Raw genomic sequence first — 25,373 nt, forward strand, 5'->3', positions numbered from 1 at the left:
TACCTCGTTTTGCTATTTATTAGGTATTTTCAAACACCAATCTAGCTAAATAGTATTCAAATTCATCCCTCTCAAGAAATAAATTATGTAATTGCTGAATATTAAATTTATAGTTTTAGTTAAGTATAAAAGTTTTCTTCTACTCGATCGGAAATTTTGTGTGTATTAAGATGCATAATTCCAAATTGGATGTTCTTAATATTACTACTACTTTATAGGAAGTTCTATGATAAATTCTGTGCCTTTTCCTAATGCAGAAATACAGTTAAGTTTTCCTAAATGCTTTTCTTCTATAATTTGCCGACTAATAGATAATCCCAAGCCCGTTCCTTTACCCACAGCTTTAGTAGTAAAAAATTGTTCAAATATATGTTTTTGTACCTCTGGCTCCATGCCGTTACCATTATCTTTAATTGAAATAATCACACCTTGATTTGTGTAATTTAACTGTGTAGAAATGATGATTTCTTTGAAATATTGCTCTGTATCTAGATTTTCAGGAATATTCAGAGATTCATCTAAAGCATCAATAGCATTAGCAATAATATTCATAAATACCTGATTAATTGGACCAGGATAACATTCTACATCAGGTAAATCATTATAGTTTTTAATAATTTTAATAGGCTGACGTGGATTATTTACTTTCAATCGATGCTTGAGAATCATCAACGTGCTTTCAATCCCTTGATGAATGTCAATAGCTACTTTAGTAGAGTTGTCAGAACGAGAAAAAGTTCGCAAACTATGACTAATTTCACAAATGCGCTCAACACCTAAACCCATTGATGATAGCACTCTTGGCACATCTTGAATCATTTCATCTAAGTCAATTGTTTGAGCATGGATTTTAATCTCGGATACCGGATTTGAATAGTAGTAGCGATAAAGTTGTAAATGCTGAATCAAGTTAGATGTATATTGAGATATGTAGTTTAAGTTACCCTTGATGAAACCAACAGGATTATTAATTTCATGAGCTACACCAGCAACTAACTGACCGAGAGCAGACATTTTTTCACTTTGTACTAGTTGGAGTTGAGATTGTTTTAATTCATGTAGTGCTTGAGAAAGTTCTGCTGTACGTTCCTGCACTCGCTGTTCTAGTTCTAGCTTCTGCTGTGCTAATTGTTTGGTCAAAAAACGCAGCTTTAAATGCACGTTAATTCTCGCTAAAAATTCTTCTGTCTGAAAAGGTTTAGTGATGTAATCAACGGCTCCGATAGAAAGACCTTTGACTTTATCAGTTGTGTCAGATAAGGATGTCATAAAAATAATAGGAATATCTTGGGTCAGTTCGTTTGCCTTAAGTCTTTGACAAGTTTCAAACCCATCGATTCCCGGCATCATAACATCTAATAAAATCAGATGAGGTTGGGCATATGCTGCTTGTTCCAGCGCACTTTCGCCATCAGTAGCTACCAAAATTTCCCATCTGGAATTAGCGATCGCTGTAGAGATTAATTGTAAATTTGTCTTATTATCATCTACGATCAAGATGATGGCATTTTCAAAATATGTTTCATTCATTGAGTTCGCCCCTTAAAATATTTGATAAATTCACGAATTTTTTTTGCTTCAAATTCATCAGCTAGTTGTCGAACTTCTGTGATAAATGCAAAAAATCTCTCATCTAGTTGTTCCAATTCATCTAATGCTATTTTTATACCTTTAATATTCCCCCTCATCGCCAAATCTAACAACTTTTCCAGTTCAGTCTCTACTGGTACAACAAAATCAAAATTTGGAATATGAGATGTCGAACAATGCCATTGGTCATCTACAATCAGAATTTTTGGGTCTTTGTCTTTAAGTGGAACAATCTTTGTGCTTTCATATGGTGAAGTTTGTATCCAATTACTAGCGATTTCTAAATCCAGGTCTAGCCAAAATTTACTGCCAAATCCCAAATTGCTTTCGACTTTGATTTCACTTCCCATTAACTCAGCAATTTTGCAGCTAATGGCTAATCCTAGCCCAATTCCTTCTACTTGTTTTTGTTTGTCACATACCTGCTCAAAGGGCAAAAAAATCTTTTCTAATTGTTCGGATGTTATGCCTGCTCCGGTATCTTCAACTTGAAATCTAATTTGGATAATATTTTGTTCGCTCTCTACATCCGAATTTTGAGTTTCCAAAATTTTTACTTTAAAAGCTACTTTGCCGCTATCGGTAAATTTAATTGCATTTCCAAGTAAATGAATTAAAACTTGTCGCAAACGTTTTTCATCTGCATGAATGCCATTAGGAAGCTGGGAATCTGCATGATAAATAAACGAAATATTTTTTTGGGATGTACCAATACGACACATTTCCACTATGCTCCTTAAAAAGGAAGGGAAATGGAAATCGCTCTTGTGCAGTTCCAGTTTCTGAGCTTCAAGTGTAGAGAAATCTAAAATATCGTTGATTAAAGTTAATAAGTGGGAACCACATTGATGAATGATGTTAACACCTTCAAGTTCTAATTGAGTTAAAGTTTGGGAATGTTGCAGGATTTGTGCGTAACCCAAAATGCCATTCAAGGGTGTACGCAGTTCATGACTCATGTTTGCTAAAAACGCTCGTTTAGCTTGGTTAGCAATATCAGCAGCTATTTTGACAGCTTCCAGTTCTTGGGTATGTAGGACATAGTACTGAGTGTAGTTATCGCTAGCTTTTTGCTCTAGAGTTTGAGAATACTCCTGTAGTTGCTGATTAGCTTTTTCTAGTTGCGACTGCTTGTTGCTGGAGTTAATTTGTAGCAGTTGCCAAGTCATACAACTGCTAATCAAAGATCCACAAAAAAACCATAGCCACTCTCCTTGCGAAAACCACCCTTTCGTCAGAGGTTGTCCATCAATTACCGTCATTAAAATTTGGCTGATTAAATTCGCATGAACTACTAATCCAGCCATCTGTTTGCCACGATCCTGCAAAGTGTTATGATAACCAACCTGAAATAAGTCAAGTCATTGATACACTTAACTATTGTGCCAATTAAAAAAGCAGGTCTGTTAATCTAGACCACGTAGAGCTTTTACTAGTAATTAATTAATAACACTATTTTGAATAGCAAGTATTTTATATAAAAATCAATTTTTTTAAATAACTTACTTGCAAAGATGAAAATATAAATTTGTTAGTATTATTTTTAACCCTAAAGCACCATTATTTTACATGGTGTTATTGATTAAGTGACATCAGTGCTATCACGGTAGTCTTTATCAATTAAAATCAATTGACATTGCGGTTTTGATTCTTCGCCTGAAAACCTTCTGAGGCTAGACTTTCAATAATAAAATGGCAGCAGAGCTAAAACTGCTTTTAAAGAGAATCTAAATTTGAATACGACCTTTATATAGTCAGGGTTTTAAAGATTTTATCCAACTCGTTGCAGTGACGGTACTTTTAGTCCCAATAGCGCGGCATGGGTGTGATTTTGATAAAACGAGACTCAAGCGATCGCACTCACAACCCACTTTGTACTGCAAATCGAGATGAAACAGTTAGATATAAAATGTGGTAGCTTAACTGAACTTTTTTCTGAGCCTTAAATGAACTATTCTCTGAGCCAAAACTGGGACTTGGCTTAATATTTACCCTAATGGTAATCCTTAGTTAGCTGTGGATAAAGATATCAAGTTAACACACAGAAGGAGATAAAGTCATGCTACCTAAATATTTGATTAGTTTTGCTGCCGCTTCTTTACTGATGGAACACTCCGATGGAAGTTTGGGAGTTTATTAATTGTTGCTAAATCAGGATTTAATCGTGAACCAAAAATGAACAGCCTAACGAAAATTCTGAAATTGAATTCTTGTTAGGAAGATATTTTACTAAATATCCGGAGTTGCAAATTGAATTTAATTCAGACGCTACCCATAATATCTTGGCAGTATATTGTAGATCGCACTTTCTGTGAAAAACTCAAATTTATTGACTGGCAGGTAATATTTCTGAGGCTGATCGAATCTCATGCCGATCAAAAATTGAGTGTAATCCAAGCCTTGTTTGCAGTTCGACAGTATGGGTTGTTCCTATATTTAATCCAAAAATACCTATACGTGAGAATGGTTACTAATTAATAAATTGATACAGTATTACACGCACATATAGCTGATATTCATCAGTTTGAAAAAGACTGCCAAAACCTCTTTAGTGTTTGTTTGAAACACATTCCAGAATTTAGAGTTCGAGGAGAAGCTGAACGTTTAGAAAAGTAAAAATATATAAATTAAATTTTTTGCGATGTCAAGGATATTTCCTCTTGCAAAAAATATTAATTTGAGATTTCTGCAACAATAATTATTGCCAGGATAAAAATATGTTTAGTTTTATCAGAGTTTCTCTGGGCTTAGTTCATGCTGTCTTGATTTCGATTTGGGTGCTAACTGCGATCGCCAGCGTCAAGGCTGAAGATGCACTAGGAGTTTCGACACCCATTACTTCAGTTTCTCAGCTTTCTGATGTGCAACCAACTGACTGGGCATTTGGTGCGTTGCAATCTCTAGTTGAGCGTTATGGCTGTATAGCTGGATACCCTAATGGTAATTTCAAAGGCGATGTCTCACGACAAGCCGCTTTGCGTCTACGCGCCATGACTCGTTTTGAGTTTGCTGCTGCATTAAACGCCTGTTTAGACAGAATCAACCAACGAATTACTGCTGATATCACAGACATAGTTGCTAAAGAAGATTTGGCAACTTTGCAAAAACTGCAAAAGGAATTTACAACAGAACTCGCAACCTTACGGGGTAGAGTTGATGCTGTAGAAGCACGTACTGACAAGCTAGAAAAACAGCAATTTTCTACAAACATCAAACTCAGTGGTCAATTAATATTTGCTGCCATAGATGCTTTTGGAGATGCTAGCCGTAGTGGAAATGGGGATGAAAGCAACCTCACATTTTCTACCCGGTTGCGCCTGAACCTCAAAACCAGCTTTACGAAACCGAAAAAACCAAAAGATAAGTTTCCCAAAGATGAGCTACTTGTACGAATTCAGGCGAGTAATGTTATTAATCCGACTGCACCCGGAAATGAGACTCGCTCAAGTTTCGCATCTGGTAGTAATTCAACTAATGAAGCTTTTGTCAGTAAGCTGCAATATACTTATGAACCCAACGAGCAAGTAAAAATTCTTGCTGCCACAGGCTTTAATACTTACTTCGATGATTGGGAAGTAGTTAACCCTTTAAAAAGTGATGCAGATGGTACGATTTCTCGTTTTGGTCGATACAGCCCCATCTTCCGTTTGGGCGGAGATACGGGTGTAGGTATGACTTATAAGCCGAATGAAAATATCAAAGTAGAGATGGCTTATCTAGCAAAAAATAGCAACAACCCTGCTAGCGGCTTGTTTAATGGTAGCTATGGTGCATTGGGGCAGATTATATACTATCCCAGTGGTATACCTAAAGATTCAAGCAAAGAAAACATAGTTACAAAATTTGCAATTACCTATGTAAAAGCTCGCAACAACGATGGTCTAGGACATAATACTGGCAGTTTACCATCCAACTTGGGAGGCAGAGAAGTCTCCTCTAATTCTTTTGGTATTGAAACGAATGTGAATATTAGTGACGGTTTTCAACTTGGTGGATGGATAAGCTACACCAATGCGCGGGCGCTGACTGGAGAAGTCAAAGGCAAAGCTGATATCTGGAGTTGGGCTGTCACCCTAGCCTTCCCTGATTTGGGCAAAGAGGGTAACTTGGGAGGAATTATCATCGGAATGCAGCCTAAATTGACTGGTACTTCAGCACCTCTATCAGGCTTACCTCGTCGTGACCCAGATACAGGATTTCACATTGAAGGGTTTTATCGATTTCAAATTAATGACAAAATCAGCATTACTCCTGGTTTGATTTGGCTGACAGCACCAAATCACGACGCTCAAAACGGTGACATTTTTTTAGGAGTAGTTAGAACTACCTTTCAGATATAAACAACTTGTTTGAGTTTTTAGAATATTTATTGTGTCAGAATCCTGACTTATTGAAGAAGTTGGGGTTCTGAAATCCGCTATTTTCACAAATTAAATAGCCTTTTCGTAGAATATTGCCCATTGCAAAAAAACGTTACTTCCAATATATTGCAAAAATCATGACTATACTTAAGAATAAATACGTAAGTATAACTTCTGAGAGGTTAGCGTAACTTTCTTAGCAACCTGAGTGTTAGCTGGTTGATTTGTGATATGCAACACCACATAGGGCTGAAACGGAATAAGTTTACAGTCATTTTTTAATGTATCTTTATTTAAGCTTATGTTTGATTAAAAAGTGTAGAAGTTTTACATTCAGGTGATGAAAAAACTTAGCTATTTCTAAAGCTCGTATGTGATGAAGAAAAGTATATATAGAAAAAGTATAATCTAGCTTTCAAATTTTTGCCATCTACTGTGAAGCTAAAGTAATGCTTAAGGTTAATAAATGAAAGTTTACTGCACTAATCCAAACTGCCCAGATCGTGTAAATGATGCTTCCGATGATTTACTAACTAATTTCAATCGTGAAAGACAACAGTTTTGTAAAAGTTGTGGGATGCGTCTTATTCTTGAAAAGCACTATCTGCCTTTGGAAATACTAGGCTGTGGCGGCTTTGGAATAACGTTTCGTGCAAGAGATTTTCACTTAGAGCGAGATTGTGCTATTAAAATATTACATCCTCAAAGACAGCTGAACTCTTCGCAACTTCAAAGCATAGTTACTTCGTTTAGAAGGGGAGCTAAAACTTTAAGCGAACTAAAACACGAACAAATTCCCAGTTTATATGACTTCTTCAATTTGCCAGAACCTAACGGACAAGAACAAATTTTTTATTTAGTACAGGAGTTTATTCCAGGTGAAACGTTAGATCAGGAATTAGCTCACAATAGACAATTATCGGAATCTGCGGTGACAGATGCGATGAAATCACTCCTAGAGGTAATACGTTATACTCATAATCAAAAAGTTCTTCACCGAGATATCAAACCCTCAAATATAATTCGACATAAGTTAAATCGAAAACTTTATTTAATAGATTTTGATACATCAATCAGAAGGGAATTGGAACCAGGTATTCCTATAGATCAATCACTTGCAATAGGCTCACTTGGATATGCGCCATCAGAGCAGTTAGCTGGTAGAAAAATAGATACATCGGTAGATTTATACGCTTTAGCTGCAACTTGTATTCATTTATTGACAAACAGGCATCCAGAAGAAATACGTCTAACTTCTAGTACAAGACTACTTAATGGAGCATGGAAAAAATACACTACCAGTTATGTCAGCCCTAATCTTGAATCTGTTTTAAACCGGATGCTTTTAGTCGAGCCAGTAGACAGGTATCAGTCTGCTGAACAGGTTCTTGCCGCTCTTAATAACAATCAGATATTAACACTGAATAACAATCAACTAGTAACTAATCCCGGAGTGGCAGTCAAATCACCAAAACCGAATAGGCATCAAAAATCTTTCAATAAGCTTAAAGAGATTAGCAGAAATTTGCATCCTGTACGTCTGGTATTTTTATCTTTCTTGGTTTTGCTGGTATTGGCGATCGCTGTTATTCTAAACTTTATAATTAACCCACCTCTAGCCAAATACTTTAGCAGGGGAGAGGAAGCTTTAATTGCTGAGGCACAAGCAGTTTCTACAATTCCAGAATGTAGAACAGCTTATGACTTAAAGAAACAAGCAATGGAAGCATTTGCAAATTCTAATTCTCCAGCAGATTTTAAAATAGCTGAAGACGCTTTTTTTAAAGCCATACAGGAATTTCAAAAAGCAGCTCTTAAAACATCTTCTACCAATAATCAGTGTGAAGTCGATCCAGAGACCTGGATTTATTATTACAACTCAAAAGCTGCTCAAATTCCATCTGCCCATAATCTTCCAACTGTTGCAGTTGTTATTCCAAATTTAGAAAAAGATCGGGGCAATGCTCTACAAGTATTGCGTGGTATTGCCCAACTTCAAAGTGAACAAGAAAGTGCGCCAATATTGCAAATACTACTAGCAAAATATGATAGTAAACAAAAAGAAGTTGAGTATATTTCTAAGCAGAATATTCCCGGAGAACTCAAATATTTTAGTAATAGTAAAATTTTAGGGGTTGTTGGTCGCTATACCAGCAACAATATTTGGCAAGCAGGAGATGTTTTTGGTGCAAATCAGCTTGTTCTGATTTCACCCACAAGTACCGCTATTAGACAATCTTTGCTTGACTCTGGTCAACAACAGCCTTTGAATAAATACGTTTTCCGCATAGCTTCTAATGATTCTATTGCAGCTGAAGATTTAGCTAACTATATGCAGAAAAACCACCAAGGGAAGAAAGTACTAATTATTTTTGATTCTCAAGATATTTATAGTGAATCGCTAAAAAATAAATTCGTAGACAACCTGAAGAGACTAGGAGCAAAAGAGCAAAATATAATAGGTTGTAATTTAACAAAGTCTACAAATAATCCGCAACTTTGTATAGATAAAGTAAAGCAGGAAAAAGTAGAGATCCTGATGTTAGCTCCCAGCCCTAATACTCTTGAGAAAGTACTAAATATTGCTAAAGAAACTAAATCAAAAAAGCAAAATCTTCAACTCTTAGGAGGAGATGTTCTGTATGACCTACAGACCTTAGACCTTGGAGATGCGGCTGGTGGTATGGTAGTTGCTGTTTCTTCCCATGCAAGCCTTGCTAATAGTAATTTCATGGATACAGCTAAAAAACTTTGGTTAACAAAAGATTTGAGTTGGAGAACACTTACTTCATATGACGCAGGTAAAGCATTTGTAAAAACTTTGATTGATTTAAGAAGTCAGAGAAATAATAATCCAACCAGTCAACAGGTATACGAAAAATTAAAAGCACCGAATTTTTTAGTAGCTGGTGCTACGGCAAACATAGAATTTAATAATGAACACGATCGCAAACAATTAACAGGTGTTGGTGTTTTAGTACAAGCTACATATAATTCTCAATCTGATAAATATTACTTTACTCTTCTGCGACCTATACCAAACCGAGAAGAGCAAAATAGTCCCTAGTATCAAGTTATATAGATACTTTTCCTTTACAAAAGTGTATAAATTAGTGGTGCAACAATGTGATTTTATCAAAAACTTGTAATTTATGCATAAAAGACAACGCTTATCTCTTAAAGCTTCTGAACGTGGAAAAAACCTCATAAAGGAAGCCAGGATTAAAAAAATTGAACAAGCCAGAAACGAGAGAATCAAGGTACAAGGAAAGATTGAAAAGGCTTGGGATATAGATGAAATGTTTCTTAGGGAAGCAAGTAAAATTTTAGAACCACATCAAAACTGGGATTGTGTCGAAACATATGCTGTATCACTAATGACTTGGAGACGCTTTCGAGAAGCGAAGCCCATTACTGCTATTAATTTCCAGGCTTTTTGCCAAGTGTTGGTTTTGAACTGGGAAGATGTAGCAGAAAATAAAGCAGATGCTAATAAGGATTTGAGCGAAGCACCTCCTCTTTCTAATTTCTATGGTCGCACACAAGAGTTAACCGAACTTCAGCAATGGCTCATTCAAGAACGCTGTAGGTTAGTTCTTATTCACGGAATGGGAGGAATTGGTAAAAGAGCCTTAGCTCGCTATTTAGTAGACAAAATTGCTAATAAATATGATTGCTTAATTTGGCTTTCTCTAGAATCAGCACCTCAATTTCAACAAATTCTGATTAAACTGGTACAATTTTTATCTAAAAGTGAGAAAGAAGAAGGTGATATTTCTCAATTAATGCAGTATTTACATCATCAAAGATGTTTAATAATACTGGATGCTTGGGAAGAAATAATCGGTAATTCTAAAGAAGATTATACCAACTATAGTGTATTTGTAGAGAGAGTAGCTAAAGAAGTCCACAAAAGCTGTTTATTATTGCTGAGTAGAATAAAACCTCAAAATATTGAAATATTAGAAGGTCAATTAGTTCGCTCAAAAAGATTGGGAGTTCTAACTTATGAAGAAGCAAAAGAAATTTTAATTGCAGAAGGTCTTTCTGGAACATCTAACGAACTAGAAGAATTTAGCAGGCGTTATAGCAACCCGTGGATACTCAAGAAAATTGCACAGAACATTCGTAATGTCTTTAATGGTGATATATCACCATTTATGGATGTATCAATTTTTGTTGGTGACGCAGTAACTGAATTTTTAGATAAGCAATTTCAACCACTTTCAAAAGCAGAAACAAATCTGATTTATTGGGTAGCTCTCAGACGCAATACAGCCTCTTGGAATCAATTATTACAAGATAAAAAAGATTTTTTAACTGATGCTCAGTTACTTCAAACATTAGAGGATTTAATAGCAAAGCATTCTTTACTTGATAAACAAATAGAAGAGCTTCCACTAATTTATATACTAGATCCAGTAATTTTGAAGTATACGAATGAGCGATTTATTAGGGAAAATTACCAAGAAATTAACCAAGCATTTAAAACTGAAAAAATTAACGGTTCCGAACTTTTCATTAGTCATAGTTTCATCACAGAACACCCAAAAGATGAGGAACTTAATCAGGAGCAAATGAGGCGGATTGTTAAACCTATTCAAAAAATGCTATTAGCTGAGTTGCGTAGTCAGCAGCAACTTGAAGATAAACTGAGGAATATTCTGTCTCTATTGCAAGATCGAGGATTGTCCCAAGGGTACGCAAACCAGAATATCTTGCACCTGATTTCGGCTTGCGAACAAATCTAGTTAGGGCCAAATGTATGCGATCGCCTCTGTCCAGATAAAACAATCTCTAGGAGCGATCGCATATTTATTAATACAAAAATACTATTTCACAGCACCCAATAGAATATTGTTATAAATGCCGCTTTTACCTTTTCTCTCCAAAAGCACGAATTAATTCAGCAACAAAAGCGACGATCGCAGATACTGAAATTAGCAATACGCTGAGAGCATTAATATCAGGCTTGACTCCTGTTCTGATGCGACTAAAAATTTCCATTGGCAGGGTATTATAACCGCTACCTGCGGTAAAACTGGCGATGAGAAAGTCGTCTAAACTGAGGACAAAAGCCAAAAGACAGCCAGCTATAATCCCAGGCATCAACTGTGGCAGCAACACTTTAGTGAAGGCTTGCACTGGTGTAGCTCCTAAATCTAGTGCTGCTTCTTCTAGGTGAGGATCTAAGCGAGTCAGGCGTGAGGAAACTACGAGTCCTACGTAAGCCAGACAAAATACTACATGAGCCGCAACAATTGTCCATAAACTCAGGGGGATGGCAAAGGCTGCTAAAAAAACTAGGGTAGCTACGGCGATCGCAATATCAGGAATAATTAACGGTAGGTAAGAAATACCGCGATACAATTTCTTACCTAGAAATTGATAACGTGCTAATCCCACCGCCATTAAGGTTCCTAGCACAGCTGAAATGCCTACTGCACAAAAGGCAACTATCAAACTGTTTTTTAAGGCTGATAAAATGCGATCGTCACTGAATAATCTGTAATACCAATCGAGCGTGAATCCTTTCCAAGTTGCACTGTAGGGTGACTTATTGAAGCTATAAAAGCCAAGTACCAGTATAGGCAGGTACATGAACACAAATATGAGTATGGAGAAAACCGCCTGCCATGCGACACGCGGTTTTTTTTGAGATGGAGAAATATTCACACTTCTATTGGTTACTTCCTATGGACTGCATTTATACCCTATTTAATGCCAAAAGTCAATATACAACTCTACTGATTGCGACAAGGTGGGATTAGGGAGACACGGAGAGAAGTTGCGTGCAAAGAGAAGTCGCCATAGCGTAGCGAAGCGCGAGTCTTCTCCCAAGGGGAGCCACTGCGGTCTTGGGGTTTCCCCAAGTGGAGTAAGTGGCGTGAGACGCTACGCTTTCTGAGCGTCGGAGGGTTTCCCTCCAAGCGAACTTCTCCTATGGTCGACGCTACGCAAACGGAGGACGCGGGGACACAAAGACAAAAACAATAATTCCTAACTCAGCACTCATAACTCCTTGGATAGTCTGCATGATATGGGCATTAAAAATGCAAAAGCCACTATAAAAAGACTTATACCTAGGCATTATCTCCTGTGGCAAAATTAATGAATTATGCAGATATTTGGTGTAAAAATCGCAAAAAATATATTTATAACTATTTGATTTTGAGAGTTAATTCTACTCTGAGGAATAAAAAAATTTATTTACTAAGGTAGACAAATAACTTGTAAGTAAGAGCATAAAATTTTGAGGGAATTATTTATAGAGTAGGTGTTCAATGCGAGTTTCTGGTACCAAGTAAATTATTTATCAGTACTTTTGAAACAAATAACAGACACCGCTAATTCAAATCTTATTTTGTTAGGAGGTTTGTGATGCGAATTGCTCAAGTGGCTCCTCTATTTGAGAGAGTACCCCCTCCAGCTTATGGAGGTATAGAGTTAATAGTGGCGTTATTAACTGATGAATTAGTCCGACGCGGACACGAAGTCACGCTATTTGCATCGGGTGATTCTATCAGTTTGGCAGAGCTAGTATCAGTTCATCCCCGTGCCCTGAGACTGGATTCCAATGTTAAGGAATACAGTATGTATGAAATGCTGGAATTAGGTTCGGTATATCAAAAGGCAGAAAATTTTGATATTATTCACTCCCATGTAGGCTGTGCAGCATTACCTTACGCGAATCTCGTAAAAACACCCACAGTTCATACCTTACACGGCGTTTTTACCCCTGATAATGAGAAAGTGTTTCAATATGCTAAACATCAACCTTTTGTCAGTATTTCAGATACGCAGCGGGAACTGAGATTAGGGCTAAACTATGTAGCAACGGTTTACAACGGAATTGATGTTAGTAGTTACAAATTTCATGCCCAACCGAACGATCCCCCATATCTAGCATTTTTGGGTAGAATATCTCCAGAGAAAGGAACACACCTAGCGATCGCTATTGCAAAACAAGCTGGTTGGCATTTAAAAATGGCTGGAAAGGTAGATGCCGTTGATGTGGAATACTTTGAGCAGGAAATCAAACCACTAATTGACGGTAAGCAAATTGAGTACCTTGGTGAAGCTAACCACGAACAAAAAAATGCCCTGATGGGAGGTGCAGTAGCAACTCTTTTCCCCATCACCTGGCGAGAGCCATTTGGGTTGGTAATGGTGGAATCAATGGCATCGGGTACGCCAGTTATTGCCATGAAACTAGGGTCTACTACCGAGGTAATTGCACATGGCAAAACGGGTTTTCTCTGTAACAGCATTGAAGATTTTGTCAAGGCCATTGACAAGGTGGCAGAATTAGACCGCCATACCTGCCGAAAATATGTTGAAAACCGTTTTAGTTTACAACGAATGACCGATGGTTATGAGGCAGTTTATCAGCAAATTATCCAAGAGCGATTTGCTAATAATGGGCGTGCCCGCAGTGTTTTTGGTTTAAGTAGTAGCCGCATTTAAGTGAAAAGTTTTGATTCACTTTTGTAATGGTTATGGCTAAACTATCCACCCAACTCAAGGATAGATTTTTCATCAGACTAATAAAATGATTCGGGAAATTAATAATGGGTAATTAGCAAAACTGATTACAGAATAGGATAGGAAGTTGCAAAGCCCACTAGTAATACTTAGAAGTTATACATACTTTCTAGGTATTACGTCTTTAAAGGTAATTATTCAATATCACAACTCAAAACACTGAGCTTTTTTATTGAAACTTTATCCTTAAAACATCAAAAAATCAAAGCGATCGCTATTACCCTACAGCAAGGCAGTAGCTACTTTCGCCCCAATATCGATTTATTTTAACTTGGCTCTGATTGTCTCTATTCGTTTACGATTGACTCCCAAATCACTCTGACCTAAGCGTGAGGCTGAGCGAACTTGAATAACATTAGCATTACGGTCTAAATAAAACTCTACATCATCCACAAATCCCAACAAGGCACTCTTAAATTCTGCATATATATAATCGCCATTTTCGCTAATAATTTTAGTTTTTGGTAAGGATTGAATAATATTTTTGAGCTTGGTGATAGCTTGTTCTGGAGTAGATGTAAAATTTAGTGGTGCGATTTGATGGACTGTATCTAAACTCTGACTGGAAACACAATTAGGTGAGTTGGGACAAGATGCTAATTTGCCATTACTAACACCTAAATTATTTGGTCGTTTACCTGCAAAAACCATGATTTTTTCTTGTGAAAGGGATTAGGGATTAGAAATTGGGTAAAGAGCGGAAAAATTATGGAAGAAGCTTTGACTCCTCTCAAATTTTAGAATACTTCCCCGGTACCCAGTCCCCACTTCTTCAACCAAACCTGATATCATCTCACCTTCTAGCGGAAAGTCTAATGCCTTTAGCAAAATAATCGGTGTAGGATGCGGCAATGAAGGCGATCGCTAAAGGTTTCAGTTGTGGTCAAGGAAACTGGCAAACAAATAGTTCAAGAAGCTTGGCAACGAGAAGCTATCACTCAGCAGGCAGGGCAGCAAGCCAGTTCGCGAAAATTTCGCTGGGTGGAGAAAATTAGCTGGGTTGTCCCGATCGTTCAAGAAAAAACCGCCCCGATCGCTGAAAGCATCAAAGCCAAGCTACCGAAGAGATTTTTCCGGAAAGCGCAAAATCCAACGGTTGCAGAACCTGAAATCATTTCCACTGCCATAACTCTTCAACCACCAGTTTCTCTGGGAGTTGATTCAATTTACAGAAAGTATCGCTGTTGGAATGGAAATACTTTAGGCTGTGAATGGACGCAAAAAACATTAGAACAAGATCCAACAGCTAAAAAATGTCTGCAATGTGGTTTTCCAACTAATTTGCCTCTAAAAACAGAGTTTCGCGGGTATCGCGGTCGATATCGCATAGACAGCTTTCTGGGACACCGAGGAATGGGGCGTTTGTACCTGGGAATTCAGATTGCAGATCGGCAGTTGGTAGTAATTAAAGAATATCTGCTGCCCAACGTTTGTTTCAATCCAGAGGAAACTAGAGACAGAAAACAACTCTTTGAACGTATTGCCGGATTGAGTCTAGCAGATGGCAGAATTCAAGATATGCGTTTGAATTCGCCTTGGGATGCAGTTGCCGATCCAGTTGCAGAACGCTGCTATCTTATTACTAACGGTAATCAAGATGCATATCCCACCCTCAGCGCTTACCTCGCCACCAATGGCGCAATGACAGAGGGCGAAGTCTATCGTGTCCTTAGCCAAGTTCTGCAAACTTTACAATTTCTCCACAGTCAAAAATTTAGCCTTCCTTCCGGTCAAGTACAGCAAGGCATAGCACATGGCAATATCAGTCTGGATAGTCTGCTGATTATGGCAGATGCTAAGGCATTTTTCATTCATGTCAGCGATCTAGCACTTTGGGAACGTTTGTTTGATTTACCAACCGCTAAAACAATAATTCCTACATTTGCCCAAGACTTGGTAAGTTTGGGATACGTCGCTTTTTATCTGTTAACAGGAAGTACTGTAGACCTAGTTAGTCATCAGCCTCTCGACCCCAAACAAGAACAGCATTGGACATCAGTAACACTTGCATTCAAAGCCTTTATTTTGAGACTTTTAGAGCTAGATAAACCTTTTTCTAGCGCTGAAGAAGCGCGACAAGCACTGTTGCAACTACCGCTGCCACCGCCTAGCGAGGTGTTAGTAATTACAGGTAAACCCGAGGACGATAAAACTAAACTGCGTCGTCCTCCTTTGCTACTTTTAGGAATGCTTGGCTTTGTATTGCTGGGGTCGTTGATATGGTTTTTGCTCCAGAAGTTTCAAAATCAGGTAATTTTATCTGAAAATATAACAGTTTGCTGTTTGAAAGACGTACCTGCCGTTCCTCCAGGAACGTATACTTATACCGGCGAAAAGAACGGAACTTGGAGTTATATACTGCGGCAAACCAATTTGATATTACAGAATCAAACGCTGGAACAAAAACTTAAAGCTAGTCATCCTAAATTAGAGCTAACTTATCAGCCAGAAGATTTACTAACAACAGCAATTGATAAAGTTAAATCAGCACAATCTGACTTTGCTGTTACTAATTTAGTTAATGAATTAACGCCTGAGCTAAGAGACAAAGAAGTTGCCTATGATGGTTTAGTCGTATTTGTAGCTTTTAGTTACTCAAAACGCGATAAAAGCTTGCCAAGAGCATTAAATGGACAAATTAGTTTTGAGCAGTTGCGAGATTTGTACACAGGAAAAATTACCAATTGGAATCAACTAAAAGGTACTAATTTACCTGATTTGCCAGTAAGACTTTACGTGCCACCTGAACGAGAAGCCTTGCAAATTTTTGAAAAACGAGTACTCAAAGAAGAAAGTGCGATCGCTGCTTTTGCAAATTTGCAGAATCAAAATCAAAAATCAAGCACATCTCGTACAAGTTCGATAGATATTACCCGACTTTCACCATTAGAAATGCTACGGCGAGTACTAGAAGATTTCGAGGAAAACAATATTGGTAGCATTGGTTTTGCCACACTCAGTCAAGTTTTTGGACAGTGTTCTGCTTATCCCCTAGCTGTAGTAGATGGTAACAAATCTGCGGTACAAACATTAGTTCAAGATAACGGCAAATCAATAGATCCAAATACAGATTTATGTGATGATAAAGGAAGCTACAAGCCTAACATTCAAGTATTTAAATCAGGAAGCTATCCCCTAGGTTATCCAATAGTCGTAGTTTATTCAGGAGACAATAGTCGCCCCCCTATTGGACAGAAATTCGCTGATATGCTGAGAACAGAAGAAGTACAGAAATTGCTAGAGAAAGCTGGGTTAGTGCCAGTAGAGAAAATTAAAAATTAAGAATAGGTAAATCTGTTTGCTAATTATAAAGTACTAAAGAATTAGCCGTCATGAACTGCGTACACCGGAGCGGATAAAAATGAGCATTGGGCATGATATTTATATCGATGAAATCGGTATTAACATGAGCCGTTTCAAAAGTTCTGCTCACTTGGCTGCTTGGGCTGGGTTGGTTCCTGGTAAGTAATCGGACAGAATTAATTACACAATGTCATTGCGAATGCAACGAAGTGAAACGAAGCAATCGCAAGGGTTTGGGATTGCTTCACTTTGTTCGCAATGACAGTAAATATTTTTGTCCGGCTACTTATTATTACCCTTAAACCTCACCATTCAAGTTCTGAACTTGAAGATTGAACATTGGAAGGTAAATTGTCGAGTTCAAAGGGCGAGAGTTTGACCTTTAATCCTCGAAGTTGCACCTTTTAACCTCGAAATTGCGGCTTTAATCTTCAACATTGCGGCTTTAACCCTCAACCTTGCACCTTTAATCCTCGAAGTTGCACCTTTAATCCTCGAAGTTGCGGCTTTAACCCTCATTATTCGAGTTCTGACCTTGAAACTTGCACCTTAAAACTCAAATTGTCGAGTTAAAAGAGCGTAGACGCAGCCCGTCGCAGGTATCGCATTATCTTTTTTGAGAATAGGTCAATAGCGATCGCCAAATCATCAGCTTTAAAAAAGGCAGAGTCCATTAATCCTTCTGCCTTCTGCCCTCTGCCATCTGCCTTTCCTCATAAATATTCTCTGTTTGGGCTTTTATTCTGGGAAAATTCACTTATATACTCCTATAAGTAGGTAAAGATAATTAATTACACAAAGTCATTGCGAATGTAGCGCAGCGGAATAAAGCAATCGCAGGGGTTGGGATTGCTTCGCTTCGCTCGCAATGACTGTAAATATTTTTGTTCATCTACTTACATCTATTTGACACAATTAAACTAAGAACTATGTCTAACGCAGTTAAAATATTTTTTTCCTACTCCCAAAAAGACGAAGCCTTACGTGACGAATTGGCGACTCATCTCAGCATCATGAAACGTCAGGGAATTATCGAGACTTGGCATGACCGTGAAATCAGCGCTGGGAGTGAATGGGCAAATGAAATTGATGACAATCTTAACTTTGCAGATATCATTCTGTTGCTAGTGAGTTCTAACTTTTTGGCTTCAGATTACTGCTACGATAAGGAAATGAAACGGGCTATGGAGCGACATGAAACGCGGGAAGCTCGTGTAATTCCCATTATTCTTAAGCCGGCAGACTGGAGTAGCGCACCTTTTGGCAAACTGCAAGGACTCCCCAAAAATATCAAACCTGTCACAACTTGGCAAGACAAAGATGAGGCTTTTTTAGATATTGTTCGAGGAATTCGCAGAGTAGTTGAAGAAATAACGAAATCAAACACCTCTCCTACTTCTGGAACTACTACACCTGCTACTTCTGCTTCTACAACAAGTGGTGGATTAACTGAAAGGCAGCGTCGCAGATTAGAGCAAGAACGAGATTCACTGCAAGCACAATATGACCTAGCTAGCACAAAATTAGGTCGGCTGCGCCAAGCTTACTCCATTGAAACAGATACAGCTACAAAGTTTAAATTAGAGAAACAAATTCAGGAAACCGAAACAGAATTGAATCGGTTGGATCGGCAACTTGAGGAAATCGAGCAAAAGCTTTTATAGTTTTCTTTTAAAAGCTTCATCATTGAGCTTTTGCGATTGCTTCATTTCACTTCGTTCCATTCGCAATGACATAGCGTGAATTATTTCAGTCGTTCTACTCATCGCTGTTTGAGTAACGAATCAAAATATCAATATCAAGAATGTGGTTTTAACTACGCTATTCCGTTTAATTAGTAAGATAAACTTGCCATATACATGTAATTTAATTAGAGGGTGTTTGAAAAGTGGTTAGCTGTGATTTTAGGCACTTGTTGATCCCCCCTAGCCCCCCCTTAAAAAGGGGGGAAAGCTTCTTAAAAGTCCCCCTTCAAAAGGAGGATTTAGGGGTATCTAAAACTATTTGATACATCACCAGGGACTTTTCAAACATCCTCTTACTGACTTTCCTTTAGTAGCAAAAAAGAGAGCAACAATGAGCAGAGAAGTAGCCAAAGTAATCTTATGGGAAGAGAACCAAAAAGATTTTCTCAAAAAGTTCTACGACCTCCAATTCACTCCCAGAGTAGGAGAGGAAGTTTATCTCAAAAAAGAGAAATGGAAAGTAACTAGAGTTGAACATGATGTAGAAGTTAGTGAGATTAATATCTACATGGAATTAATCAAGAAAGTCAAGCAGGAGAAATCATCTAATTCCTAAATAAAATTAAATACACTTAAATAAGTAGCCGTCATGAACTACATACACCAGGACAGATGAAAAAACTTTCTTTCCTTCTGCCTTCAGCCATCTGCCCTCTGCCTTTTTCAAGTCAGGTAGACATAATTAAATCTAATACCATTTCCCAAAAATAATGATACAGATCCAAACCCAGAAACCTAGACTAAATGGGACTTTCTTAATTACGAATTACGAATTACGAATTACGAATTGGTATAAGATGTCATTGCGATCGCGTAGCGTCTCGTAGAGAGGAGAAACGATGTAGGCAGAGCCTTCTCGCAGAGTAGCAATCGCAATGACTGCGATTGCTTCGTTCCTCGCAATGACAGAAGATATTATATTTATTTACGCCGATATACCTATCACAAAAGGGAGGTTATTAGCCTCCCTCAATTCTTAAAATAGTATTATTTTCAGATTTTCACTATGCTGCAATTGTCTCTCTCTGTTGAGAACTTTGCTGCAATATTTGGATAATCTTCTCAGCAGGAACAGCAGGACTGAAGTAAAATCCCTGACCTTCATCGCATCCCCGCATTTCTAAGTATTCAAGCTGTTCTTGGGTTTCCACACCTTCTGCTGTGATGTTTAATCGGAGGCTCTTGGCCAAGGCAATAATGGCATCAGTCACGGCTGCGCTATCAGGATTAGACATGACATCATGCACAAATGACCGATCGATTTTGAGCATGTTAAAGGGAAAGCGCTTTAAGTAGTTTAGGGAAGAATAACCAGTGCCGAAGTCATCCAGAGCCAGCCATATGCCCAATTCTCGTAATTGTTTTAAGGTTTTAACAGATCGCTCAACATCAACCATCAATAAGCTTTCAGTCACTTCCAGTTCTAGGTAAGATGCTTCGAGGCCAGTTTCTTGAAGAATCTGGCTAACGACCTGCAATAGATTCGGTTGTTCAAACTGTCGCGCAGACAGATTCACCGATATCCGAATTGCGGAAAGTCCAGCCAACTGCCAAGCACGGTTTTGGGCACAGGCAGTTCGCAAGACCCATTCACCAATTGGTACGATCAAACCATTAGCTTCTGCAATCGGAATAAACTGTGCTGGAGAAACCAAACCCCAAGTAGGATGCTGCCAGCGAATCAGCGCTTCAACTGCGGTCACTTGTCTAGTGTGCAAATCAATTAAGGGTTGGTAATAAACTACTATCTCATTGCGCTCAAGCGCCCCATATAATTCATTTTCTAAAGTCAATCGCTCCTGCAACTGAGCATTCATTTCCGGTGAATAGAATTGGTATTGGCTACGATGCTGCTTTGTTTGGTACAGTGCTATGTTAGCCTGTTGCAAGAGTCGATCTACACCATTACTCTGATTGAGTTCATTAATAGTGATACCGATGCTGACTGTGATGCGTATTGAGCTACCTTCTATAGAAAAAGGTTTTGCCAGCGTATTCAGTAGCAACTGGGATAGCTTGATGACGCTCTCAAAAGAAGGAATTTCCGTCCGAGCGATCGCAAATTCATTTCTACTCAAACTGGTAAGAACATCTGTTTGCCCCACACAAGTTGTTAAACGCTGAGCAACTGCTCTTAACAACAAATTTAATGTCTTATGCTCTAATGCATGACTCAGATCTGTGAAATCATCAATACTCAGCAAAAAGATGGCTATCAGCCGTTGCTTGTTCTGCGGCTGAGATAAAGTTTGCTGCAAGCGATCGCGAAATAAATCGCGATTGGGTAAGCCAGTCAGGTCATCGTAATTGCTGATGTGGTGAATTAACTCATCTAATTTGTGAAGAGTTTGTGAGGTATCCGCCATTAAGGTACCTGCTTCATCAGCAAAGTCTGTAGGCAGTTCGGGTAATGTTTTGGTGTTGAGATAGTCTTGCAAGGTAGCAGATGTCAAAATCACTGGGGCGAGGAGGTGGCGTATTGCATAGAGGGTAGCTGCTGTACCCGCTAAAGTAGCCAACAGAGCAATGACCAAAACTCGCACCGCCATCTCCAAAGAATAGGAGTTTGAAATCAGAAAACTCAAGAGTAAGGTCAGAAGTGGTACGTGAGTGCCCACAAACGCCACAAACATGATTTTGGCGGGGTAACTTTTCTTGAGCAATCGGAAATGATCTAGGAATGAGTAGAGATAAAGTTGGTGATTGTGTTTCATACATCCTGATGTAGAGTCAGCAAATTACCTGCCAAGATACTTGGCAAAAGAGCAGTGTCTTTGATTCACAATCGAGTGGAATCAACTTTCATGGAAAACAATTAAATATAGGTTATATATTATGCTTCCCAATATTCCTTTTTACTTAATATCTCTATGGACATAGTTTCTTGTCAAGGTAGTAAAATCGCAGTTTTCACAATCAAAATGCTTTTCGTAGAATTAGTAATTTATGTATAAAGTTTTTGTAAATAAAATTTTGTCGCCAAGAAACTGGAGTGAATTCAAGCGATCGCTTCTAGCAGGGTTTGCGATCGTCAGGGTTAACCGGACACAATACAACACCAATTTGAAAAATAATTGCGACAGATAAATTCACAGAACCTAGACTTAGAAGGTGATTCCCAATCCAAACTTGCACAAACAATAGTATAAAATATTACTAAAATTTGAAAAATATATCACTTGTAAGATATTCTTAACTGCACCTGAATCTACAGAAAGCGAGCAGTAATTTTAGAGTCTAATGCTAAAAAGGATGCACGAGTCTATGTCCTCTCTCTCTCAAACTGTGCAAAGTCGTGATGTCCGTCAGTTGGATATTAACCCAAATCACTGGTATGTGGTAGCACGCAGTACTGAGGTAACAAATAAACCTATAAATGTGATAATTTGGAAACAAGCGATCGCACTTTACCGCGACAGCCAGGGACAAATTCACGCCCTAGAAGATCGCTGTCCCCACCGCCAAGTTAAACTCAGTCACGGACAAGTGGTTGGCAATGAATTGGAATGTGCTTATCACGGTTGGCGCTTCAATTCGGCGGGTGAATGTGCAGCAGTTCCCTACCTAACAGCAAATCAGAAATTACCAAATTGTAAGATTCGCCGTTACCCAGTCAAAGAACAAAACGGTTTTATCTGGTTATTTCCTGGAGATGTAGAACCATCTGTAGAACCTCTGGGTTTACCAGAATGGGAACATTTGAATTATATTGCCACAGTTTCAGTTATTAATTCTCAAGCTCATTATTCTTATTTAATTGAAAATCTGATGGATATGTATCACGGGCATTTGCATCAGGATTTACAAGCTTGGGCAGAAGCAGCACTGCAAGATATTGACGAAGATGATAACCGTGTAGATGCTCATTATACAGCACAGAGCTATTACAAAATAGATAAAATTTGGTCTATATCTCAGTTATTTTTTCCAGCTTTACGGCGGTTACATCCCGAACCATTGGATGTGAGTTATATTTATCCGCATTGGGTTTCTACATTAGGTAAAGATTTTAAGATTTACTGTTTATTGTGTCCGGTAAATGAGACACAGACAAAAGCTTATTTAATTCATTTCACCTCATTGAATGCCTTTTGGCGGTTGCACAAATTGCCTGTGTGGTTTCGGCGGTTTGTCAAAGATAGTTTGTTTGGTGCAGCGCAAAAATTACTCGATGGTTTGGTTGTTCAAGATGTGCAGATGATTGAGGAAGAACAGCAGGCATATTTGCAGAATTACCAAAGGCGGAATTATGAGTTGAATCGAGCATTGGTGAGCGTGCAAAGGTTGATGAAGAACCAAGTTGAAAGATTGGGGTGAAGTTTTGAACTGCTTCAGGCGCAAAGAGAGGTCAATGTAATGGATGAACAGGAGGGTTTTAAACTCACGCCTGGCGGACTGAAGAAACTTGGCAATCTTGTTAATATTAAAGATGAAACTATTGCTGATGCTATTCGAGAACGTGGTGGGGGACAAGGACAAGTTAACCAGTTACGCAGCGATTATCAAACTTTCAAAGTAGGTGAATTAGCAAATTTAGCTGCCGAGGGAGACACAGACGCAGAAACTGCTATTAAAATTCTTAAATAAGCAAAGAAAAAACGCGATAAATATGGTAGAAAATGAATTTCCTATTGGACAGACTCTAACCGCAGTATCAATCGTTGAAGAAGAAGAATTTGCTGGTAATGAACTCTGCCTTGATGAAGTTAAATTTTTTTTTCAAGATACAACAGTTACACTATTACCTCTTACTGATACTGATGAGATAGAGATAATAAAAGAAAGCTCTGATATTTCTTCAAGAGATACTCCATCTTGGTGTAATTTGTTTATAGGTGAAAAACTAATGAATGTCTGGGTATATGAGAACGACCAAGGTTATTTAGATCAGGTAATTTTCGCTTTTGATTCTCTACATCCTAGTATTGCATTCGTTGCGGAAGGTTCAGTTATCAAAGTATTTGTTTACGATCAACTCTGTAAAGAAAAAGAACTCGCAAAAACAAATTACCGGGCAAAATCATCACTTGAAGTAGCAGTGGCAGGATTAATATATGGAGTTCGCAACATACACGGTGCCGAACTCGACGAAGAATTAATTAATCTGTTGGAAAAATTAGAAGATAAAGTTTTAGGTAAGGCTGGTGAAGCTGCTCCAAGTTAATTAAAAATGCTTGTAACAGAGGTTTTTACATCCATACTGGAGCGTTTAGCTAATGGTGAGGCTCGATTGTCTGTCTAGCGTTCTCAATTTTATGAACGGTTTGCAGCTAAAAATAATAGCGCAGATTGTTAATAATAGAGTATTCATTCGTTAGCTACTGCGATGTCTGGCGACAAAACGCGAAGCGTCTACGCAATCCAACAAGACTTGACTTTAGTGCGTGATAAATTATACCATTATCAGTAGATTCAAACACTGGGTTACAGTCTAAAGCTAGATAATTTGCGAACAAAAACACTCTTCTGTCAAGAACAGGGCAAAATAAAGACAAGTAAGAGCGATCGCAAGCGCCACCCTGCCAATGAGCTACTGCCTTAATCCCCGTTGTCCAAAACCGGAAAATCCTGGTGATGTCAGGTTTTGCCTAAGTTGTGGTTCCAAGTTACTCCTCAAAGAACGTTACCGTGCCATCAAACCAATAGGGCAAGGTGGTTTTGGCAGAACCTTCTTAGCCGTGGATGAGGATAAACCCTCAAAGCCACGCTGTGTGATTAAGCAATTTTATCCCCAAGCTCAAGGCACTAACACTGTGCAAAAGGCAGTGGAGTTATTTAACCAAGAAGCAGTGCAGTTAGATGAATTGGGCAAACATCCTCAAATTCCCGAACTGCTGGCATACTTTACCCAAGACGATCGGCAATATCTTGTACAAGAATTTATTGATGGGGAAAACTTAGCTCAGGCATTGGCACACAATGGCGCTTTCAGTGAAACGCAAATATGGCAGTTGCTAAATGATTTATTATCAGTATTGCAATTTTGTCATGCCAGACAAATCATTCACCGAGATATTAAGCCAGAAAATATTATTTTACGTGAAAGCGATCGCAAACTAGTTTTAGTAGATTTCGGTGCTTCTAAATCTGCCACCAGTACAGCTTTAAATCGAACTGGTACTAGTATTGGTAGTCCCGAATATGTTGCCCCCGAGCAAATTAGAGGTAGGGCTATTTTTGCCAGCGATATCTACAGTTTAGGCGTTACTTGTATTAATTTATTAACCCAGCGATCGCCTTTTGACTCATACGATATTAACAACGATACTTGGATTTGGCAGCAATACTTACAAACTCCCATTAGCAATCAATTGAGTCGCATTCTCAACAAGATGCTAGAGAGTATTCCAATGCGGCGTTATCAAACAGTAGATGAAATTCTCAAAGACTTAAATCAACATTCACAAGTAGCTGCTACACCAGCAATAGCTGCAAAACCTATTACTCAATCATCACCAACTTCTCCACCTACAGTTGTCGCCAAATCTCCTAGCCAAATTGATTTAGAACTAGAGGAATTGAAAACTCAATTTCTTGGTGGTGCTAAACCTCAATCTAATAAAAAGCAGCCGCAAAATCCCCAACCCCAGCCTGCTAGTAAAAGCCAAATAGATGCAGAATTAGAAGAATTAAAAACTAAATATCTTGGTAATAACAACTCATGAAATAAGTTGTTAGTAGGAGGCAGTACGGTGGGCGGGTTCCCCAGCATAAAGTAACTGCCGTTCAGAAGTCAGGAGTGAAGAATTACAGCAGAATTCAGAATTCAGGAGTCAGAATTCAGAAGTAAAACAGGCTTTATGCCTGGCTTTGAGACTTAGCTTGTGTA

The 25,373-nt window shown here is 38.3% G+C and carries 18 protein-coding genes and 1 pseudogene; 13 read left to right on the plus strand and 6 right to left on the minus strand.

The features are described 5' to 3' along the window. Positions 1-207: 207 nt before the first annotated feature. From RMY31_RS23315 to RMY31_RS23325, 3 genes and pseudogenes are all read right to left on the minus strand, one after another. Entirely contained in the window at positions 208-1,530 is a 1,323-nt protein-coding gene (locus tag RMY31_RS23315) for a response regulator (RefSeq protein ID WP_409878216.1), read from the minus strand. Further along, a complete protein-coding gene (locus RMY31_RS23320; protein ID WP_409878222.1) occupies positions 1,527-2,759 on the minus strand; it encodes a sensor histidine kinase in 1,233 nt (410 codons plus the stop codon). Before RMY31_RS23320 ends, RMY31_RS23315 begins: the two co-directional genes overlap by 4 nt. A gap of 18 nt (positions 2,760-2,777) precedes the next feature. Continuing rightward, positions 2,778-2,936 (minus strand): annotated as a pseudogene (locus RMY31_RS23325) (CHASE2 domain-containing protein); the annotation flags it as partial. A gap of 1,371 nt (positions 2,937-4,307) precedes the next feature. On the opposite strand from RMY31_RS23325, the gene RMY31_RS23330 reads away from it, so the two are divergent. From RMY31_RS23330 to RMY31_RS23340, 3 genes are all read left to right on the plus strand, one after another. Beyond that, complete coding sequence (locus RMY31_RS23330; RefSeq protein WP_409878217.1) at positions 4,308-5,930, plus strand: iron uptake porin; 1,623 nt, start codon at positions 4,308-4,310, stop codon at positions 5,928-5,930. Between the two features lie 487 nt (positions 5,931-6,417). Continuing rightward, positions 6,418-9,018 carry a bifunctional serine/threonine-protein kinase/ABC transporter substrate-binding protein gene (locus tag RMY31_RS23335; RefSeq protein WP_322667170.1) on the plus strand — a complete coding sequence of 867 codons (2,601 nt, stop codon included), beginning with the start codon at positions 6,418-6,420 and terminating at the stop codon, positions 9,016-9,018. An 85-nt stretch (positions 9,019-9,103) separates the two neighbouring features. Next, positions 9,104-10,702: an NB-ARC domain-containing protein gene (locus tag RMY31_RS23340; protein WP_322667168.1), complete on the plus strand. Its 1,599-nt coding sequence runs from the start codon at positions 9,104-9,106 to the stop codon at positions 10,700-10,702. 124 nt (positions 10,703-10,826) lie between these two features. Here the strand turns inward: RMY31_RS23340 and RMY31_RS23345 are convergent, their stop codons facing one another. After that, entirely contained in the window at positions 10,827-11,627 is an 801-nt protein-coding gene (locus tag RMY31_RS23345; RefSeq protein ID WP_322667166.1) for an ABC transporter permease, read from the minus strand. Positions 11,628-12,332: 705 nt separating this feature from the next. Between RMY31_RS23345 and RMY31_RS23350 the strand changes: the two genes are divergently transcribed. Then, positions 12,333-13,418: a glycosyltransferase family 4 protein gene (locus RMY31_RS23350; protein WP_322667164.1), complete on the plus strand. Its 1,086-nt coding sequence runs from the start codon at positions 12,333-12,335 to the stop codon at positions 13,416-13,418. Positions 13,419-13,757: 339 nt separating this feature from the next. Here the strand turns inward: RMY31_RS23350 and RMY31_RS23355 are convergent, their stop codons facing one another. Continuing rightward, positions 13,758-14,147, minus strand: a complete 390-nt coding sequence (locus RMY31_RS23355; RefSeq protein ID WP_322667162.1) for a DUF1499 domain-containing protein — start codon at positions 14,145-14,147, stop codon at positions 13,758-13,760. A 228-nt stretch (positions 14,148-14,375) separates the two neighbouring features. On the opposite strand from RMY31_RS23355, the gene RMY31_RS23360 reads away from it, so the two are divergent. The 4 genes from RMY31_RS23360 (at position 14,376) to RMY31_RS23375 (ending at position 19,100) form a co-directional block, all read left to right on the plus strand. Next, a complete protein-coding gene (locus tag RMY31_RS23360; RefSeq protein WP_322667161.1) occupies positions 14,376-16,778 on the plus strand; it encodes a substrate-binding domain-containing protein in 2,403 nt (800 codons plus the stop codon). Positions 16,779-16,857: 79 nt separating this feature from the next. After that, complete coding sequence (locus RMY31_RS23365) at positions 16,858-16,965, plus strand: transposase (protein WP_322667159.1); 108 nt, start codon at positions 16,858-16,860, stop codon at positions 16,963-16,965. Between the two features lie 763 nt (positions 16,966-17,728). Beyond that, positions 17,729-18,463, plus strand: a complete 735-nt coding sequence (locus RMY31_RS23370; RefSeq protein ID WP_322658536.1) for a toll/interleukin-1 receptor domain-containing protein — start codon at positions 17,729-17,731, stop codon at positions 18,461-18,463. Between the two features lie 412 nt (positions 18,464-18,875). Then, positions 18,876-19,100 carry a hypothetical protein gene (locus RMY31_RS23375; RefSeq protein ID WP_322658535.1) on the plus strand — a complete coding sequence of 75 codons (225 nt, stop codon included), beginning with the start codon at positions 18,876-18,878 and terminating at the stop codon, positions 19,098-19,100. Between the two features lie 448 nt (positions 19,101-19,548). Here the strand turns inward: RMY31_RS23375 and RMY31_RS23380 are convergent, their stop codons facing one another. Next, positions 19,549-21,258 (minus strand): bifunctional diguanylate cyclase/phosphodiesterase, encoded by a 1,710-nt coding sequence (locus RMY31_RS23380; RefSeq protein WP_322658534.1) that lies wholly within the window; start codon positions 21,256-21,258, stop codon positions 19,549-19,551. Between the two features lie 232 nt (positions 21,259-21,490). On the opposite strand from RMY31_RS23380, the gene RMY31_RS23385 reads away from it, so the two are divergent. The 5 genes from RMY31_RS23385 to RMY31_RS23405 all read left to right on the plus strand — a co-directional run bounded on the left by RMY31_RS23385 (position 21,491) and on the right by RMY31_RS23405 (position 25,209). Further along, positions 21,491-21,631 (plus strand): hypothetical protein, encoded by a 141-nt coding sequence (locus RMY31_RS23385; protein WP_409878218.1) that lies wholly within the window; start codon positions 21,491-21,493, stop codon positions 21,629-21,631. Positions 21,632-21,808: 177 nt separating this feature from the next. After that, complete coding sequence (locus RMY31_RS23390) at positions 21,809-22,861, plus strand: aromatic ring-hydroxylating dioxygenase subunit alpha (RefSeq protein ID WP_322658532.1); 1,053 nt, start codon at positions 21,809-21,811, stop codon at positions 22,859-22,861. Between the two features lie 39 nt (positions 22,862-22,900). Continuing rightward, a complete protein-coding gene (locus RMY31_RS23395; RefSeq protein ID WP_322658531.1) occupies positions 22,901-23,131 on the plus strand; it encodes a hypothetical protein in 231 nt (76 codons plus the stop codon). Between the two features lie 22 nt (positions 23,132-23,153). Beyond that, positions 23,154-23,708: a DUF6334 family protein gene (locus RMY31_RS23400; protein WP_322658530.1), complete on the plus strand. Its 555-nt coding sequence runs from the start codon at positions 23,154-23,156 to the stop codon at positions 23,706-23,708. A 361-nt stretch (positions 23,709-24,069) separates the two neighbouring features. Further along, on the plus strand, positions 24,070-25,209 hold the full coding sequence (locus RMY31_RS23405) for a serine/threonine-protein kinase (RefSeq protein WP_322658529.1): 1,140 nt from the start codon (positions 24,070-24,072) through the stop codon (positions 25,207-25,209). Positions 25,210-25,373 lie beyond the last annotated feature (164 nt).

The sequence above is a fragment of the Dendronalium sp. ChiSLP03b genome (assembly GCF_034531165.2).
GTDB classification, from domain to species: domain Bacteria; phylum Cyanobacteriota; class Cyanobacteriia; order Cyanobacteriales; family Nostocaceae; genus Dendronalium; species Dendronalium minutum.